The sequence below is a fragment of the Streptomyces sp. RKAG293 genome, from assembly GCF_023701745.1.
Lineage (GTDB): Bacteria > Actinomycetota > Actinomycetes > Streptomycetales > Streptomycetaceae > Actinacidiphila.
Genome location: NZ_JAJOZB010000001.1, coordinates 6,686,699 through 6,703,373, shown reverse-complemented (window position 1 = coordinate 6,703,373; position 16,675 = coordinate 6,686,699). Strand labels below are relative to the sequence as shown.

General features: G+C 72.5%; 13 protein-coding genes and 1 pseudogene. 2 read left to right on the top strand and 12 right to left on the bottom strand.

Annotated elements, in window-relative coordinates; genetic code table 11:
- Nucleotides 1-35 precede the first annotated feature (35 nt).
- The 5 genes from LNW72_RS29715 to LNW72_RS29695 all read right to left on the bottom strand — a co-directional run bounded on the left by LNW72_RS29715 (nucleotide 36) and on the right by LNW72_RS29695 (nucleotide 4,688).
- Nucleotides 36-1,574 (bottom strand): NAD(P)/FAD-dependent oxidoreductase, encoded by a 1,539-nt coding sequence (locus LNW72_RS29715; protein WP_250978165.1) that lies wholly within the window; start codon nucleotides 1,572-1,574, stop codon nucleotides 36-38.
- Complete coding sequence (locus LNW72_RS29710) at nucleotides 1,555-1,869, bottom strand: (2Fe-2S)-binding protein (RefSeq protein ID WP_250978164.1); 315 nt, start codon at nucleotides 1,867-1,869, stop codon at nucleotides 1,555-1,557. The genes LNW72_RS29715 and LNW72_RS29710 overlap by 20 nt, the downstream gene beginning before the upstream one ends.
- Nucleotides 1,859-3,094 carry an FAD-binding oxidoreductase gene (locus tag LNW72_RS29705; protein WP_250978163.1) on the bottom strand — a complete coding sequence of 412 codons (1,236 nt, stop codon included), beginning with the start codon at nucleotides 3,092-3,094 and terminating at the stop codon, nucleotides 1,859-1,861. The genes LNW72_RS29710 and LNW72_RS29705 overlap by 11 nt, the downstream gene beginning before the upstream one ends.
- Nucleotides 3,095-3,177: 83 nt before the next feature.
- Nucleotides 3,178-3,576: a RidA family protein gene (locus tag LNW72_RS29700; RefSeq protein WP_250978162.1), complete on the bottom strand. Its 399-nt coding sequence runs from the start codon at nucleotides 3,574-3,576 to the stop codon at nucleotides 3,178-3,180.
- Entirely contained in the window at nucleotides 3,573-4,688 is a 1,116-nt protein-coding gene (locus LNW72_RS29695) for an acyl-CoA dehydrogenase (RefSeq protein WP_250978161.1), read from the bottom strand. Before LNW72_RS29695 ends, LNW72_RS29700 begins: the two co-directional genes overlap by 4 nt.
- 98 nt (nucleotides 4,689-4,786) lie before the next feature.
- On the opposite strand from LNW72_RS29695, the gene LNW72_RS29690 reads away from it, so the two are divergent.
- Together LNW72_RS29690 and LNW72_RS29685 are read left to right on the top strand one after the other, a co-directional pair.
- Complete coding sequence (locus tag LNW72_RS29690; protein ID WP_250978160.1) at nucleotides 4,787-6,406, top strand: AMP-binding protein; 1,620 nt, start codon at nucleotides 4,787-4,789, stop codon at nucleotides 6,404-6,406.
- A 4-nt stretch (nucleotides 6,407-6,410) separates the two neighbouring features.
- The gene (locus tag LNW72_RS29685; protein WP_250978159.1) at nucleotides 6,411-7,262 is read left to right on the top strand and encodes a PaaX family transcriptional regulator C-terminal domain-containing protein; all 852 of its coding nucleotides are present in this window, start codon (nucleotides 6,411-6,413) and stop codon (nucleotides 7,260-7,262) included.
- Between the two features lie 73 nt (nucleotides 7,263-7,335).
- Here the strand turns inward: LNW72_RS29685 and LNW72_RS29680 are convergent, their stop codons facing one another.
- The 7 genes and pseudogenes from LNW72_RS29680 to mmuM form a co-directional block, all read right to left on the bottom strand.
- Entirely contained in the window at nucleotides 7,336-8,547 is a 1,212-nt protein-coding gene (locus LNW72_RS29680; protein ID WP_250978158.1) for a serine hydrolase domain-containing protein, read from the bottom strand.
- 389 nt (nucleotides 8,548-8,936) lie between these two features.
- Nucleotides 8,937-10,028 carry an IS630 family transposase gene (locus LNW72_RS29675; RefSeq protein WP_250973875.1) on the bottom strand — a complete coding sequence of 364 codons (1,092 nt, stop codon included), beginning with the start codon at nucleotides 10,026-10,028 and terminating at the stop codon, nucleotides 8,937-8,939.
- A 33-nt stretch (nucleotides 10,029-10,061) separates the two neighbouring features.
- Nucleotides 10,062-12,322, bottom strand: a pseudogene (locus LNW72_RS29670) (bifunctional salicylyl-CoA 5-hydroxylase/oxidoreductase).
- Between the two features lie 2 nt (nucleotides 12,323-12,324).
- Entirely contained in the window at nucleotides 12,325-13,152 is an 828-nt protein-coding gene (locus LNW72_RS29665) for an enoyl-CoA hydratase family protein (protein ID WP_250978157.1), read from the bottom strand.
- 123 nt (nucleotides 13,153-13,275) lie between these two features.
- Nucleotides 13,276-14,274, bottom strand: a complete 999-nt coding sequence (gene argF / locus LNW72_RS29660) for an ornithine carbamoyltransferase (protein ID WP_250978156.1) — start codon at nucleotides 14,272-14,274, stop codon at nucleotides 13,276-13,278.
- A 101-nt stretch (nucleotides 14,275-14,375) separates the two neighbouring features.
- Nucleotides 14,376-15,599, bottom strand: a complete 1,224-nt coding sequence (locus LNW72_RS29655) for an arginine deiminase (protein ID WP_250978155.1) — start codon at nucleotides 15,597-15,599, stop codon at nucleotides 14,376-14,378.
- 144 nt (nucleotides 15,600-15,743) lie between these two features.
- Nucleotides 15,744-16,634: a homocysteine S-methyltransferase gene (gene mmuM, locus LNW72_RS29650; protein WP_250978154.1), complete on the bottom strand. Its 891-nt coding sequence runs from the start codon at nucleotides 16,632-16,634 to the stop codon at nucleotides 15,744-15,746.
- Nucleotides 16,635-16,675: the final 41 nt, after the last annotated feature.

Sequence of the window (16,675 nt, the reverse complement as noted above, 5' to 3'; positions counted from 1 at the left end):
GGACGGAGACCACAAGGGGCTCGCGGAGGAGAGTCCTACGGTTCTTCCGTGATCGCAGGCAAGCCGGCCCGTCCGGGCAGGGCGGCCGGTTCCGACAGGGCGGCCAGCGGAACCGGGCAGGACAGCGGACGGCGGTCCGGGCCGGCGCCTGCATCTGTGCACGCGTCTGCGGAGGAGTCGGCGCCCGGGTCCGTTCCTGCGCCCGCCAGGCAGTCGACCGCCGGGCCGCACATCCGGCCCTGGCACCAGCCCATCCCGGCGCGGGTGAACAGCTTGACGGTGCGGGCGTCGTGGGCGCCGAGATCGGCGACCGCCGCCCGGACCTCACCGGCGGAGACCTCCTCGCAGCGGCACACATCGGTGTCGTCGCTCAGCCAGCCCGGCCAGCCGGGGCCCGGCCGGTGGGCGGCGGCCATGACGGCCGCGAAGGCCCGCAGCCGGGACCGGGTCCGGCGCAGCGCGACCGCCCGCCGGGCGTCGGGGCGTCCCGCGGAGCGCGACACGGCCGCGATGGTGAGGGCCGCCAGTTCCCCCTCGGTGAGGGCGAGTTGAGCGCCGCCCACTCCCCCGGCCTCGCCGGCCGCCCAGACTCCGGGCACCGAGGTCCGCTGGCGGTCGTCGAGCACGAGCGCGTACGTGCCGTCGGGGGTGCGGTGGGTGGCGCAGCCGAGTCCGGTGGCCAGTTCCAGCTGCGGCACCAGGCCGTGGCCGACCGCGAGCGCGTCGCAGGCGATCCGGCGGCCGGTGCCCGGCACGGGACGCCAGTCGCGGTCCAGCCGGGAGACGGTGACGGCCTCCACCCGGTCGGTGCCGTGGGCCTCGGTCACCGCGCTGCGGGTGCGCGGGCGCAGGCCGTGGCGCAGCAGGGCGGCGCCGTGCACCGCGCCTTCGAGCAGCTTGCCGGGATTGGCGGCCAGCGTCCGGGGGTTTTTGGCGTACCCGGCGTAGCCGGCCGCCTCGACGACGGCGGGCACCGTCGCGCCCGCGGCGGCCAGCGAGCCGGCGACCGCCAGCAGCAGCGGGCCGCTGCCCGCGACGACGATCCGCCGTCCGGGCAGCACCAGGCCGGACTTGAGCATCGCCTGGGCGCCGCCCGCACCGACCACCCCGGGCAGCGTCCAGCCGGGGAAGGGAAGTTGACGCTCGTAGGAGCCGGTGGCCAGCAGCAGTGCACGTGACGTCACGGCCGCCCGGCCCTGCCCCGGCCCGTCGGGACCGGTGACGGCATGCGCGGTCCACGCCGTCGAACCGCCCCGTTCCACAGTCCACACATGGTGGTTGACGAGGTGCCGCACCCTGCCGGTCCCGATGTGCCGGTCGAGCCGTCGCACCAGATCGGCGAAGACGGCCCAGCCGTGGTGCAGCGCCTCGGGGCGCGCGGCGCCGAGTCCCGGTGCGGGATGGCGGTAGTACTGGCCGCCGGGGGCGGCCGCCGCGTCGAGGACGACGACGCTCATCCCGAGGTCGGCCGCGGTCACCGCGGCGGCGAGCCCGGCGGGGCCCGCGCCCACGATCGCGAGGTCGTACTCCGGAGGTACCGGCGGCACCGGCTGCTCAGACGGCGAGGTCGGCACGGCCGTGGCCCTCCTGGGTGGTGACGAGGTCGCCCGGACGGGCCGGGACCAGACAGGCCCGCTGGTTCGGGGCGCCGTTGACGGTGGCGAGGCAGTCGAAGCAGGAGCCGATGCCGCAGAAGGCGCCGCGCGGGCGGCCGTTCACCCGGGTGGTGCGCCAGGCGAGGATGCCCGCCGACCACAGGGCCGCGGCGATGCTCTGGCCCGGCAGCACGGGCACGGCGCGGCCGTCCATCGTGATCTCGAACGACGGCCCGGGCGTCGCCCCGGCCAGCTCGACGGGGTTACGCGCCATCGTGATGTCCTCTCGGGTCCGCATGGCCTCTCGGTTCCCCGCCGGGAAGCGGATCCGTGCCGGGAACCGGATCCGCGCCGGTGAAGCGGTCGGGGCGGAACGGTGCCAGGTCCAGGGCGGGCCGCTCGCCCCGGATCGCGGCGGCGAGCAGCAGTCCGGTCGCGGGGGCGAGTCCGATGCCGGCGCCCTCGTGGCCGCAGGCGTGGAAGAGACCGGGGGCGCGCGGGTCGGGCCCGATCGCGGGCAGATGGTCCGGCAGATAGGGCCGGAAGCCGTGATAGGCGCGCAGCACCCGGACCCCGGCCAGTACCGGGAAGAGCCCGGCGGCCCCGGCCGCGAGCCGGCGCAGCACCTCGACCCGCAGCGTACGGTCGAAGCCCACCCGCTCCCGGCTGGCGCCGATGAGCACCGGTCCCGAGGGGGTGCCCTCGACCACGGGCGAGGTCTGCAGGGCCGCGGAGCCGCTGGCCACATCGGCGACGTAGTCGGCGGCGTAGACCTTGTGCCGGACGAGCCGGGGCAGCGGTTCCGTGACGAGGACGAAGCCGCGCCGTGGCATGACCGGCAGGTCCGCTCCGGCCAGCGCGGCGAGTTCGCCGCCCCAGGTCCCGGCCGCGTTGACCACGGCGGGTGCCGACAGTTCACCGCGGTCGGTGCGCACCCCGCGGACCGCGCCGCCGGGGCCGGTCAGGACGGCGGTGACCTCTTCGCCGAGCCGCAGCACCGCGCCGGCGCGCCGGGCGGCGCGCAGCAGGTGGGCGGCGGCCAGGGCCGGCTGGACCTGGGCGTCCTGCGGGTAGTGGAAGGCGCCGGCGAGGCCGGGCGCCAGATGCGGTTCGAAGTCGTGCAGCCGGTCCGCCGGAACCCGGGCCACGGTGACGCCGGCCGCCGCCTGCTTGGCCGCGAACGTGCTCAGTGCGTCCAGGCGGGCCTCGTCGGACGCTACGACGAGGCCGCCCTTGGACTCGAACTCGATCTCCGGTGGGAGTTCGTCGGCGAGCTCGCGCCAGAGCCTGGTGGACAGCAGCGCGAGGTCGAGTTCCGGGCCGGGCTCCTTGTCGGAGACCAGCAGATTGCCTTCACCGGCGCCCGTGGTGCCGCCCGCGACGGAGCCGCGGTCGACCACGGCGACGGACAGTCCGGACCGGGAGGCGTAGTAGGCGCAGGCCGCGCCGACCACCCCGGCCCCGACGATGACGACGTCCAGCGAGTGTCTCGTGGGCACGGCAGTAATATGTCACATGGCTTAGGTGCTGCCAAGGGACACCGCGGAATGCCGAGGGATCACGTCCGCGCCCGCTTTCCGCGCTAGGCGAGGACGGCGATCCCGTCGAGTTCCACCAGCGCCTCCTCGTCCCACAGCCGGACCACCCCGACGACCGCCATCGCCGGATAGTCACGGCCCGCCAACGACCGCCACAGCCGCCCGAGTTCGGCGGCGTTCTCCCGGTAGGCGGCGACGTCGGTGGTGTGGACGGTGATCCGGGCGAGGTCGGCGGGGCCGCCGCCCGCGGCGGCCAGCGCCGCCAGGAGATTGGTCAGCGCCAGCTCGAACTGGGCGGGCAGCGTGTCGCCGACGATCTTGCCCGCCTGGTCGAGGGCGGTCTGGCCGGCCAGGAAGACCAGCGTGCGGCCGGTCGCGGTGACGGCGTGGCTGAAGCCGGTGGGCGGCGACAGCTCGCCCGGGTTGATGCGCCGCAGGCTCATCGGTACAGCTCCTTCGCGATGATGGTGCGCTGGACCTCGGTGGCACCTTCGTAGATACGCGGCGCCCGCACTTCACGGTAGAGGTGCTCGAGCAGATGGCCGCGTTCCAGGGCGCGGGCGCCATGGATCTGGACGGCGCGGTCCACGGCGAACTGCGCCGTCTCGGTCGCGTACAACTTCGCCATCGCCGACCGCTTGGCGATGTCGGGCGCGCCGCTGTCGTACGCCTCCGCCGCCGCGTAGACGAGCAGCCGCGCGGCCTCGGTGCGGGTCGCGGTCTCGGCGAGCGCGTGGGACACCGCCTGCAGATCCTTCAGCGGGCCGCCGAACGCGGTGCGCCCGCCCGCGTGCTCGGTGGCGGCGTCGAGCGCGGCCTGCGCCATGCCGACGGCGAACGCTCCGACGCTGGGCCGGAACAGGTTCAGGGTGTCCATGGCGACGCGGAAGCCCCGGCCCGGCTCGCCCAGCAGATCGCCGGGGCCGACCGGAACGCCGTCGAAGGCGAGCCGTCCGATGGGGTGCGGGGAGAGCATGTCCAGATGCTCCCCGGACAGCCCGGGCCGGTCGGCAGGGACGAGGAACGCCGTCACCCCGCGCGACCCCGCGCCGGGCGTGGTGCGGGCGAAGACCGTGTAGAAGTCGGCCTGCGGAGCGTTGGAGATCCAGCACTTCTCGCCGGTCAGCCGCCACCCCGGGCCGTCCGGCTCGGCGGCCAGCTCCAGTGCCGCCGCGTCGGAGCCGGCGGCGGGTTCGGTGAGCGCGAAGGCGGCGACCGCCCGGCCCGCCGTGACCTCCGGGATCCAGCGGGCGGCCAGCTCGGCGCTGTGCAGCACCGGGTTCGCGCCAAGCCCCTGCAGGGCGAGAGCCGTCTCGGCCTCGGTGCACTCACGGGCCAGTGACTCCCGCAGCAGGCACAGGTCCATCGCCGACACCTTGCCGCCGGGCGGGAAGACCCGCTCCAGCAGACCGAGTTCGCCCAGTTCCGCGAGCAACGGGCGGTTGACCCGGCCGGGTTCGCCGGCCTCGGCCAGCGGCCGCAGCCGGCTCGCCGTGAGGGAACGGACCTGGGCGCACCACTTCAGCTGTTCCGGGTCGAGAGCGAACGCGGGCATCCGGCGCCTCCAAGCGGTATCGCGTACCGTTGACTGTCGTCAGCAACACGTTACGCTGAATTCGTCCGCTCTCAGGTGCCAACGAAGGCGGTACCGCCATGGACCTGCTGCCATCCGCCCACGTGGACACCTTCGCGCGGGACCATCTCCCGCCGCGCGACCAGTGGCCGGAACTCGCCTTCGAGCTGCCCGCGCTGCACTACCCCGACCGGCTCAACTGCGCGGCCGAGCTGCTGGCCGGCGGCAGCCCCGGCGCCCCCTGTCTGCGCACCCCCGGCGGCGAGGTCTGGTCCTACGAGGAGCTGAACGCCACCGCCGCCCGTATCGCGCACGTCCTGGCCGACGACCTCGGGGTGCGGCCCGGCAACCGGGTCCTGCTGCGCGGCCCGACCACCCCGTGGCTGGTGGCCTGCTGGTTCGCGGTGCTCAAGGCGGGCGCGGTGGCCGTCACCGTCCTGGCCGCGCAGCGCTCCGGGGAGCTCGCGACGATCTGCGACATCGCGGCCGTCCGGCACGCGCTGTGCGATCTGCGGTCGGTGGACGACCTGGCCAAGGCCGAGATCCCGGACCTGCGGATCACCACGTACGGCGGCGAGGCGCCCGAGGACCTGCTGCGCCGGGCCGCCGCCAAACCCGATCACTTCACCGACGTCGCCACCTCGTCCGACGACGTCGCGCTCATCGCCTTCACCTCGGGGACCACCGGCCGCCCCAAGGGCTGTATGCACTTCCACCGCGATGTCCTGGCCATCGCCGACACGTTCTCCGCCGAGGTGCTGCGCCCGCGCGCCGACGACGTCTTCGCGGGCAGCCCGCCGCTAGGCTTCACCTTCGGCCTCGGCGGGCTGGTGATCTTCCCGATGCGGGCCGGGGCGTCCAGCGTGCTGCTGGAGCAGGCCGGACCTGAGCAGCTGCTGGCGGCCGTCGCGCGGCACCGGGTGAGCGTGCTCTTCACGGCGCCGACGGCGTACCGGGCGATGCTCGGTCACCTGAATGACGCAAGCGGACCCGCCTCGTACGATGTCTCGTCCCTGCGGCGCTGCGTGTCCGCGGGTGAGAACCTGCCCGCCGCCACCTGGCAGGCCTGGCACGACCGGACCGGTCTGCGCATCATCAACGGCATCGGCGCCACCGAGCTGCTGCACATCTTCATCTCCGCCGCCGACGACGCCATCCGCCCCGGCACCACGGGCCTGCCGGTGCCCGGCTACCGGGCGCGGATCGTCGACGCCGCCGGGGAACCGGTCCCCGACGGCGAGCCGGGACTGCTCGCGGTGCGCGGCCCGACCGGCTGCCGGTACCTCGCCGACGAGCGCCAGACCGTGTACGTGCAGGGCGGCTGGAACCTCACCGGCGACACCTACGTCCGTGAACCCGACGGCTACTTCCGCTATGTGGCCCGCGCCGACGACATGATCATCTCGGCGGGCTACAACATCGCGGGCCCGGAGGTCGAGGAGGCGCTGCTGCGCCACCCCGACGTCAGCGAGGCGGCCGTCATCGGCGTCCCGGACGAGGAGCGCGGCCAGATCGTCCGCGCTTTCGTCGTCCTGCGCGACGGGGTGCCGCGCGGCGCGACGACGGTGGGGGCGCTGCGCGACTTCGCCAAGGGCGTGATCGTGCCCTACAAGTGCCCGCGTGACATCGTCTTCCTGGACGCCCTCCCCCGCACTCCCACCGGGAAACTGCAGCGCTTCCGGCTGCGCGACCTGGAGTGATCATGTGACCGAGCACACCCCCAGTTCGCTGATCGTGACCTTCTTCGGCGCCTACGGGCGCGCCGAACTGGACGGCCGGGTACCGGTCGCCGCCCTCATCCGGCTGATGGGCGCGGTGGACGTCGACCCGCAGTCGGTCCGCTCGGCCGTCTCCCGGCTCAAGCGGCGCGAACTGCTGGTCCCGGACCGGGTCGGCGGCGCCGCCGCGTACGCGCTCTCCGACGACGCCCGCCAGCTCCTCGCCGACGGCGACCGCCGCATCTACGGCGGCCCCGGCCCAGGCTCCGGCCCCAGGTCCGGCTCCGCCGAAGCCGACGGCGACGGCTCCTGGGTGCTCGCCGTCTTCTCCGTCCCCGAGACCGAGCGCCACAAGCGGCATCTGCTGCGCTCCCGGCTGGCCCGGCTCGGCTTCGGCAGCGCCGCACCCGGCGTCTGGATAGCCCCGGCGCACGTCCAGGAGGAGGCCCGCCACACCCTGCGCCGCCTCGAACTCGACTCCTACGTGGACCTCTTCCACGGCACGCACCTCGGCTTCGAACCGACCGCCACCGCCGTCCGCCGCTGGTGGGACCTCGACGCCATCGCCGGCCTCCACCGCACCTTCCTCGACGCCCACGAGCCGGTGCTCGACCGCTGGACCCGGCGTCCGGACGTCCCCCCGCGCGACGCCTTCCCCGACTACCTCCGCGCCCTCGACTCCTGGCGCCGGCTCCCCTACGCCGACCCCGGCCTCCCCACCGCCCTGCTGCCGCCCGACTGGCCCGGCGCCCGCGCCTCCCAGGTCTTCACCGCGCTGCACCAACGCCTGCACACGGCGGGCGCAGCCTTCGTCCGCGCGGCTCCCGGGCCCGCCTGAACGACCGAGCGCGGTACCCGGCCGGAGAGGCCGCGTACCGCGCTCGGTCATGACTGCGGGCGGTGCGCCGCGGTCAGCCCTCGGCCGGGAGCTCGTAGACGTTCTTCGGGGTGATGATCGAGGTGATCGCCTTGGCGAAGAGGGTGCTCGGCTCGAAGCCGTCGTGCAGGATGTCCGTGTTGAGCAGGATCACCATGGTGGCGTCCTGCTTCGGCAGGTACATCGTCACGCTCTCGTAGCCCGGCAGCGAGCCGTTGTGCCCGATCCAGCCATGGGTGTTGAAGAGGCCCAGGCCGTACGCGGCACCGTCGAATCCGGGTACCGGGATGAACTTCTCCCGCTGCGCCTGGGTGGCCGGGGTGAGCAGCGTGCCGGTGGCGACCGCCTTCGCCCAGTGGTGCAGGTCGTGCAGGTCGGAGATGATCGCGCCGGCCGCCCAGCCCCAGCTCGGGTTCCAGTTCGTCACGTCCTCGACGTCACCGGTCAGCGTCTGGTTCGTGTACCCGTGCGCGTGCGGCGACGGGAACTCGGCGCCCTTCGGGAGGAACGTGTGGTTCAGGTGGGCCGGCCCCGTCACGCGCTGGTGGATGAACTCGGCGAGCGGCATCCTGCCGAGCTTCTCCACGAGCAGACCGAGCAGGATGTAGTTGGTGTTGGAGTACTGGAACTCCGTGCCCGGAGGGAAGACGTTCGGGTGGCTGAAGACGTAGGCCAGCAGTTCCTTCGGGGTGAACTGCCGGGTCGGGTCGCTGAACAGCGCCTGGGCGAAGTCCGGGTCGGCGCTGTACGAGAACAGGCCGCTGCGCATCTCCAGCATCTGACGGACGGTGATGTGCTCACCGTCGGGCACACCGTGCAGGTAGGTGGAGATCGGCTTGTCCAGTTTGACCAGCCCCTGGTCGACCAGCTCCAGGACGGCGGTGGCGGTGAAGGTCTTGGTCTCGCTGCCGATCCGCATGTTGAGGTCGGGCTTCATCGGCGCGCCGGTCGCCTTGTCTGCCACGCCCGTCGACCGGATGTAGCTGCCACGGCCGGGCAGCCACAGACCGACCGTCACGCCGGGGACGCCTGCCTCCTTGCGGACGTCCTCGATCGCCTTGTTGAGGCGGGCCACGAGCTTGGGATCCAGGCCCTGGGGCGGGCAGTCGTCGGCGTACGGGTCGACGGTGGTGACCGCGGCCGTGGGCGGGGCGGCCTGGGCCGCGGACGACGTCAGGGTGAGCGGGACGAGGGTGGAGAGGGCGAGGAGGGCGGTGGCGAGTCGGCGGGTGGGGGCACGACGCATGGCGGGATGCCTCTTCCAGAGGTGAGGGGACCTTGCGAGGCCAAGATGACTTATCGCACCGGCTGGGACCCCGTGCCCACGGTCACCACCCGGCAAGTCCACCCGTACGGCCCCGGGCCCCGGGCCCCGGCCCCCGGCCTCCTGCGGCGGTCCGTCCGCACCGCTCGTGATCGGCGCGCCTGGAGCCGCGGCTGACGCGCCTGGAGCGTGAGCCGCGGCTGACGCGGCTAGGGTCTGTCGTCTGGATCTCCGTGGGGGAAGGAGCGGTGTCCGGTGCGTGCAGCTGCAAGGCGGAGGAGGGAGGCGACGCGGAGCGTCGTCGACCGACGACAACGCGGCAGATGTGCGTGCTGGACACCGCGACGCCGCGGAGATCCAGACGACAGGCCCTAGTGACCTGAGTCAGAGATTCGGTGGCAGTAGGCGGCGACCTTGTCGAGGATCTCGTCAGCGGTCTTCGTCCAAATGAAGGGCCGGGGTTGGTCGTTCCAGTCGGCCAGCCAGGTTCGGACGTCGCGTTCGAGGGCCTGGACGGAGCGGTGGACTCCGCGCTTGAGTTTCTTCTGTGTGAGCTCGGCGAACCACCGCTCGACCAGGTTCAGCCACGACGCACTTGTGGGTGTGAAGTGCAGGTGGAAGCGCGGGTGGGCCAGCAGCCACTTCTTGATCTCGGGTGTTTTGTGGGTCGCGTAGTTGTCGAGGATCAGATGCACCTGGAGCCCGGCCGGGACTTCCTTGTCGAGCTTGGCCAGGAACTTCTTGAACTCGATGGCCCGGTGGCGGCGGTGCAGTGATCCGATCACCTTGCCGGTCGCGACCTCGAGTGCCGCGAAGAGCGTCGTGGTGCCGGCGCGAATGTAGTCGTGGCTGCGGCGTTCTGGAACGCCGGGCATCATCGGCAGCACCGGTTGTGACCGGTCCAGGGCCTGGATCTGCGACTTCTCGTCCACGCAGAGGACCAGGGCCTTCTCCGGCGGATCGAGATAGAGGCCGACGACATCGCGGACCTTGTCGATGAAGAACGGGTCCGTCGAAAGCTTGAAGGTCTGCGAGCGGTGCGGGGCCAGGGCGAACGCCCGCCAGATCCTTGAGACCGTCGACTGCGACATGCCCGTGGCTGCGGCCATGGAACGGGTCGACCAGTGCGTTGCGTTCTTCGGCGTCTCCTCGAGCGTCCTGACGATCACTCGTTCCACATCCGCGTCGGTAATCTTCCGCGGGACACCCGGCCTGGGCTCGTCACACAGGCCGTCCAAGCCGTTCTCCAGGAAGCGCCGCCGCCAGGTGCGGACCGTGTCCGGAGCGATCCGCAGACGACGGGACACCTCCATGATCGAGTGACCGTCCGCGCACTCCAGCACGATCCGCGACCGTTGAGCCAACGCTTGCGCGGTTGTGCGCCGACGCACCCAGCCCTCCAGCACGGCCCGCTGGGGCTCAGTCAGTAACAACGGCGGAATCTTCGGACCCGGACGGCTCATACCGAACTAACGCCAAACCTCCGACTCAGGTCACTAGAGGGTGAGCCGCGGCTTCGGGGCGTCCGTGCGGCCGCTCGGGGGCGGCGGCTGCCTGCCGAGTACTGCTGCGGCCAGGGGGCGGCCGGGCCGCTGTAGTTCTGTTCCGCGGCGGCGTGCAGGGTCCAGTTCGGGTCGTAGAGGTGGGGGCGGGCCAGCGCGCAGAGGTCGGTGCGGCCGGCCAGGAGGAGCGAGTTGACGTCGTCCCAGGAGGAGATGGCGCCGACGGTGATCACGGGGACGCCGAGCTCGTTGCGGATGCGGTCGGCGTACGGGGTCTGGTACGAGCGGCCGTACTGAGGGCGCTCGTCGGCGACGACCTGGCCGGTGGAGACGTCGATGGCGTCGGCTCCGTGGGCCGCGAAGGCGCGGGCGACGGTGACGGCGTCGTCCTCGGTGGTGCCGCCGGGCGCCCAGTCGGTCGCGGAGATACGGACGGTCATCGGGCGGTCCTCCGGCCAGACGGCCCGGACCGCGTCGAAGACCTCCAGCGGGTAGCGGAGCCGCCCGTCGAGGTCGCCGCCGTAGGCGTCGGTGCGGTGGTTGGTGAGCGGGGAGAGGAAGGACGAGAGCAGGTAGCCGTGGGCGCAGTGCAGTTCGAGCAGGTCGAAGCCGGCGCGGGCGCCGCGCGTGGCGGCCGCCGTGAACTCCTCGCGGACGGCGGCGAGACCGGCCGCGTCGAGCTCGCTCGGCACCTGGTTGACGCCCGGCCGGTAGGACAGCGGGGAGGGGGCGACGAGCGGCCAGTTCCCGTCCGGGAGCGGTTCGTCCATGCCCTCCCACATGAGGCGGGTGGAGCCCTTGCGCCCGCTGTGGCCGAGCTGCAGGCCGATGGCGGCGGTCGACTGCGCGTGGGCGAAGTCGGTGACGCGCCGCCAGGCCGTCTCGTGCTCGTCGGTGTACAGGCCGGCGCAGCCGGGGGTGATGCGGCCGTGCGGGCTGACGCACACCATCTCGGTCATGACGAGGCCGGCGCCGCCGAGGGCCCGCGCACCGAGGTGCACGAGGTGGAAGTCGCCGGGGGTGCCGTCCACGGCCGAGTACATGTCCATCGGCGAGACGACGACACGGTTGCGCAGGGTCAGCCCGCCGAGCCGGAAGGGGGTGAACATCGGCGGGGTGGCGGGCTCGGTGCCGAACTCCCGTTCCACCGCGTCGGTGAAGCCCCGGTCGCGCAGCCGCAGGTTGTCGTGGGTGACGCGGCGGCTGCGGGTGAGGAGGTTGAAGGCGAACTGCAGCGGCGGCTGTCCGGTGTACTGCCCGACCTGCTCGAACCATTCGAGGCTGGCGCGGGCCGCGCGCTGGGTGCTCTCGACGACGGGCCTGCGCTCGGTCTCGTACGCCGTCAGCGCGGCCGGTACGTCCGGCTGCTCCTGCAGGCAGGCGGCGAGCGCGAGCGCGTCCTCCATGGCGAGTTTGGTGCCGGAGCCGATGGAGAAGTGCGCGGTGTGGGCGGCGTCGCCGATCAGTACGGTCCGCTCGTGCCACCACCGCTCGTTGACGACGGTGGTGAACGCGCCCCAGCGCGAGCGGTTGCCGTGCAGCGCGTGGCCGTCCAGAGAGCCGGCGAAGAGCTTCTCGCAGCGGGCGATCGACTCCGCCTCGTCGAGCCGGTCGAACCCCGCGCGCAGCCAGACCTCCTCCCGCATCTCGACGATGAACGTGCTGGCGCCGTCGCGGTACGGGTACGCGTGCCCCTGCATGACGCCGTACTCGGTCTCGGCGATCTCGAAGCGGAAGGCGTTCAGGGGGAGGTCGCTGCCGAGCCAGATGTAGCGGCAGCGGTGGCCGGTGATCCTCGGCCGGAAGACATCGGCGTGCGCGGCGCGGGTGGTGCTGTTGGCGCCGTCGGCGGCGATGACGAGGTCGTGGGTCGCGGCGAGCTCCGCGGCGGCGGGGCCGGTCTCGCGCAGCCGCAGCTCGACCCCGAGGTCGCGGCACCGCTGGTGCAGGATCGTCAGCAGCCGGCGCCGGTCGAGGGCGGCGAAGCCGTGCCCGCCGGAGGTGACCACCTCGCCGCGGAAGTGCACGTCGATGTCGTCCCAGCGGGTGAACTCCGCCTGCAGCGCGCGGAAGACCACCGGGTCGGCGTGTTCGATGCCGCCGAGCGTCTCGTCGGACAGCACGACACCGAATCCGAAGGTGTCGTCGGGGGCGCCGCGTTCCCAGACGGTGATGTCGCGCGCGGGGTCGAGGCGCTTGAGCAGGGCGGCCGCGTACAGACCGCCGGGGCCGCCGCCGATGACCGCGATCCGCATGGCTAACGCCCTTCCCAGCGGGGCGGGCGTTTCGCGGTGAACGCGGCGTGGAATTCGGCGTAGTCGGCGCTGGTCATGAGCAGTGCCTGGGCGGCGGCGTCCATTTCGACGGCGGCCGCCAGCGGCATGTCGAGCTCGGCGGTGAGCAGCGCCTTGGTCTGCTGGTAGGCCAGCGAGGGGCCTGAGGCCAGCCGTTCGGCCAGATCGGCGGCCACGGCGTCGGCCTCTCCTTCGGCGGCGGTCTGGCTGACCAGCCCGATGCGCTCCGCCTCTTCGGCACCGACCGTCTCGCCCAGCATCAGCAGCCGGGTGGCGTGGCCGAGCCCGACCATGCGGGGCAGGAGGTACGCGGCTCCCATGTCGGCCCCGGCGAGCCCGACCCGGGTGAAGAGGAACGCGAACCGGGCCGACGGCTCGACGATCCGGAAGTCGGCGGCCAGGGCGAGCACGGCGCCCGCGCCCGCCGCGATCCCGTGCACGGCGGCGATGACGGGGAACGGTGCCTCGCGGATCGCCCGGACGACCTGGCCCGTCATCCGGTTGAAGCCGAGCAGCTCGCCCGTGCCCATGCCGAGGGTGGCGCCGATGATCTCGTCCACGTCACCGCCCGAGCAGAAACCGCGGCCGGCGCCGGCCAGCACCAGCACCCGGGTCTCCCCGTCGTGCGCGAGCTCGGCGAGCAGGTCGCGGAGGTCGGCGTAGGAGCCGAAGGTGAGGGCGTTCAGCTTGTCGGGGCGGTCAAGGGTGACGGTGACGACGCCACCGGCGCGCTCCACCCGCAGGTGTTTCCACTGGCCGGTGGGGCTCGCTGAGCTCGGATAGGGACTCAAGGCACGTCCTCCTTGGCGGGGGGAGGGGGTGCGGACGCCCGCAGAGCGAAGTTATCACTCATCTGTGACCGCCGTCACGAGTGCGAGATATCCGGACGGCGCCACGCGGACCGCGCTGCGCCGTCAGGCCAGCGTGGCCACCAGGATCGCCTTGATGGTGTGCATCCGGTTCTCCGCCTGGTCGAACACGACGGAGTGCGCGGACTCGAAGACCTCGTCGGTGACTTCGAGCGAGGTCAGGCCGTGCCGCTCGAAGATCTCCTGGCCGATCTTCGTCCCGAGGTCGTGGAAGGCCGGCAGGCAGTGCAGGAACTTCACGTCGGCGTTGCCGGTGGCGCGGAGCACGTCCATGGTCACCGCGTACGGGCCGAGCAGTTCGATCCGCTCGTCCCACACCTCCTTGGGCTCCCCCATCGACACCCAGACATCGGTGTGGACGTGGTCCACGCCGCGCACGCCCTCGGCGACGTCCTCGGTGAGGGTGACGCGCGCGCCGGTGGTCTCCGCGAGCCGGCGGGCCTCGGCGACCACCGCGTCCTGCGGCCACAGCTGCCGGGGCGCGACGATCCGGACGTCCATACCGAGCAGCGCGCCGGTGACGAGCAGCGAGTTGCCCATGTTGTAGCGGGCGTCGCCGAGGTAGGCGTAGGCGATCTCCCCGAGCGGCTTGTCGGTGTGCTCGGACATGGTGAGCACATCGGCGAGCATCTGGGTCGGGTGCCACTCGTCGGTGAGACCGTTCCAGACCGGCACCCCCGCGTACTGCGCGAGCTCCTCGACGATCACCTGGCCCGCGCCCCGGTACTCGATGCCGTCGAACATCCGCCCGAGCACGCGCGCGGTGTCCTTGGCCGACTCCTTGTGCCCGATCTGCGAGCCGGAGGGGTCGAGGTAGGTGGTGCTCGCGCCCTGGTCGGCGGCCGCGACCTCGAACGAGCAGCGGGTCCTGGTCGAGGTCTTCTCGAAGACCAGCGCGATGTTCCTGCCGGTCAGCCGCCGGACCTCGGTCCCCGCCCGCTTGGCCGCCTTCAGCTGGGCCGCCAGCTCCACCAGGTGGTGGAACTCCTCGGGGCTGAAGTCCAGCTCCTTGAGGAAATGACGGCCCTTGAGGTCGATGGCCATGGGGACTCCTAGGTAGCGGCAGAGGGGAGGACCTTGGAAGTCTATACGATCAATGACATGTTTATACAGATCTGCTTTTCCACCGTTCCGGCCTGTCCGCCCTAGACCGCGTCGCGTTCGATGGGGCAGCTCATACAGCGCGGGCCGCCGCGCCCCCGGCCCAGCTCGCTCCCCGGGATCTCGATCACCTCGATGCCGCGCTTGCGCAGGAAGGTGTTGGTCGTGACGTTCCGCTCATAGGCCACCACCACCCCCGGTTCGACGGCGAGCACGTTGCACCCGTCGTCCCACTGCTCGCGCTCCGCCGAGTGCACGTCCTGCGTCGCGGTCAGCACCTGGATGTCGTCCAGGCCCAGCGCCGCCGCGATCGCGCGGTTCATGTGCTCCGCCGGATGATCGGTCACCTTCAGGTCCCGGTCCCCCGCTCCCGGCTCGATGGAGTACGAGCGCAGCATCCCCAGCCCGGCGTACTTGGTGAAGGTGTCGCCGTCCACCATGGTCATCACGGTGTCCAGGTGCATGAAGGCCCGCTTCTTCGGCATGTCCAGCGCCACGATCGTGCGCGCGGAACCCGCCGCGAACAGCCCCTGCGCGAGCATCTCCACCGCCTGCGGGGTGGTTCTCTCGCTCATCCCGATGAGCACCGCCCCATTGCCGATGACCAGGACGTCACCGCCCTCGATGGTCGACGGATACGCCGCCTGCCCCTCCGACCAGATGTGGAAGCCGCCGCCGGCGAACAGCGGATGGTGCTGGTAGATCGCCTCGAAGTGCACGGTCTCGCGCTGCCGGGCCGGCCAGCGCATCGCGTTGATGCTGACCCCGTCGTAGACCCAGGCGGAGGTGTCCCGGGTGAAGATGTGGTTCGGCAGTGGGTTCAGCAGGAAGTCGTCCAGGCGCATGGCGTGGAAGAGCACCGAGATCGGTTCGGCGAACCGCTCGAGGAACTCCCGTTTGGTCATCCCGCCGACCAGTGCCTCGACGAGGTCGGGCACGGACAGCTCGTCGAACGATGCCCGCAGATGATCGGTGGCCAGCGGCCCGTACTGCTTCTCGTCGAAGACCCGGTCCAGCACCAGGGCCCGCGCCTCCGGTACCGCCAGCGCTTCCCGGAGCAGATCCCCGAAGAGATGGACCTCCACCCCGCGGTCGCGCAGCACATCCGCGAAGCCGTCGTGCTCCGCGCGCGCCCGGCGCACCCACAGCAGATCGTCGAAGAGCAGCGCGTCCTTGTTGGACGGGGTGAGCCGCTTCAGTTCAAGGTCGGGTCGATGGAGGATGACGCGGCGCAGCCGCCCGGCCTCGGAATCCACGTGAAAGCCCATGGGCACAGTCCTTCCCCTCTCACAGGCGCCTCGCACGCCCGGCGCACGCCCCGGTACCGGATGGACGTGTGGGGCGGATCTACGGTGGCAGGGCCGGTGACCCGGCCGGTGTCCGGCAAGCGGCGGGCGCGTGCCGGCAGGGTGTCACACCTCCTGGCGCATCACCTCCGCCAGCGCGGCGATCTGATCGGGCCCCACCCGGCAGCAGCCGCCGATCAGCCGGGCTCCGGCGGACCGCCAGTCGCGGACCCGGGAGGCCTCGAAGGTCACCTCGCCCTGCCACTTCCGGGCCTGCGCGTCCCACTCCTCGCCGCTGTTCGGATAGACCACGACGGGCTTGCCGGAGACCTCCGCGGCGACTGCCACGGCGTGGTCGGCGTCCCGCGGGGCACAGCAGTTGACGCCGACCGCCACCACCTCGTCGCGCCCGGCGGCCAGCGCGAAGGCGGCTTCCAGCGGCTGCCCGGCACGGGTCCGGTCGCCGTCGATGCTGTACGAGAGCCAGACCGGTACGCCGATCCCCTCGACCGCGCGCAGCAGTGCCTCCGCCTCGTCCGTGTCCGGCACCGTCTCCAGGGCGAGCAGATCGGGGCCCGCCTCGGCCAGCGCCTCGATCCGCGGGCGGTGGAAGCGCTCCAGCTCCCGCACGCTCAGCCCGTACCGCCCCCGGTACTCGCTGCCGTCCGCCAGCATCGCCCCGTACGGACCGACGGACGCCGCCACCAGCACGTCCGTACGGCCGCCCGCGGCGCTCCGCGCCAGCTCGACGCTGCGCCGCAGCAGCGCCGACGCCTCCTCCCGACCGGTCCCCCGGCGGGCGAAGCCCTCGTAGGTCGCCTGGTAGCTGGAGGTGATGAGCACCCGCGCACCCGCCCGGACATAGGCCGCGTGCGCCGCCTCGATCTGCTCGGGCGCGTCGGCCAGCAGCCGGGCCGACCACAGCGGATCGGACAGATCACAGCCCTGGGCGGCGAGTTGGTTGGACAGTCCGCCGTCCAGGACGAGCGGGGTGCCCAGGGTCAGGTCGGGCGGCATGGCGGTCGCTCCTTGCTTCGGCCCCGGATCGGGTGCGCCGG

Bases quoted from the DNA above. Each gene is read 5' to 3' on its own strand.
- LNW72_RS29710 (WP_250978164.1), bottom strand. From the start codon at position 1,869: ATGGCGCGTAACCCCGTCGAGCTGGCCGGGGCGACGCCCGGGCCGTCG.
- LNW72_RS29700 (WP_250978162.1), bottom strand. From the start codon at position 3,576: ATGAGCCTGCGGCGCATCAACCCGGGCGAGCTGTCGCCGCCCACCGGC.
- LNW72_RS29695 (WP_250978161.1), bottom strand. From the start codon at position 4,688: ATGCCCGCGTTCGCTCTCGACCCGGAACAGCTGAAGTGGTGCGCCCAG.
- LNW72_RS29690 (WP_250978160.1), top strand. From the start codon at position 4,787: ATGGACCTGCTGCCATCCGCCCACGTGGACACCTTCGCGCGGGACCAT.
- LNW72_RS29680 (WP_250978158.1), bottom strand. From the start codon at position 8,547: ATGCGTCGTGCCCCCACCCGCCGACTCGCCACCGCCCTCCTCGCCCTC.
- LNW72_RS29675 (WP_250973875.1), bottom strand. From the start codon at position 10,028: ATGAGCCGTCCGGGTCCGAAGATTCCGCCGTTGTTACTGACTGAGCCC.
- argF (WP_250978156.1), bottom strand. From the start codon at position 14,274: ATGGCCATCGACCTCAAGGGCCGTCATTTCCTCAAGGAGCTGGACTTC.
- LNW72_RS29655 (WP_250978155.1), bottom strand. From the start codon at position 15,599: ATGGGCTTTCACGTGGATTCCGAGGCCGGGCGGCTGCGCCGCGTCATC.
- mmuM (WP_250978154.1), bottom strand. From the start codon at position 16,634: ATGCCGCCCGACCTGACCCTGGGCACCCCGCTCGTCCTGGACGGCGGA.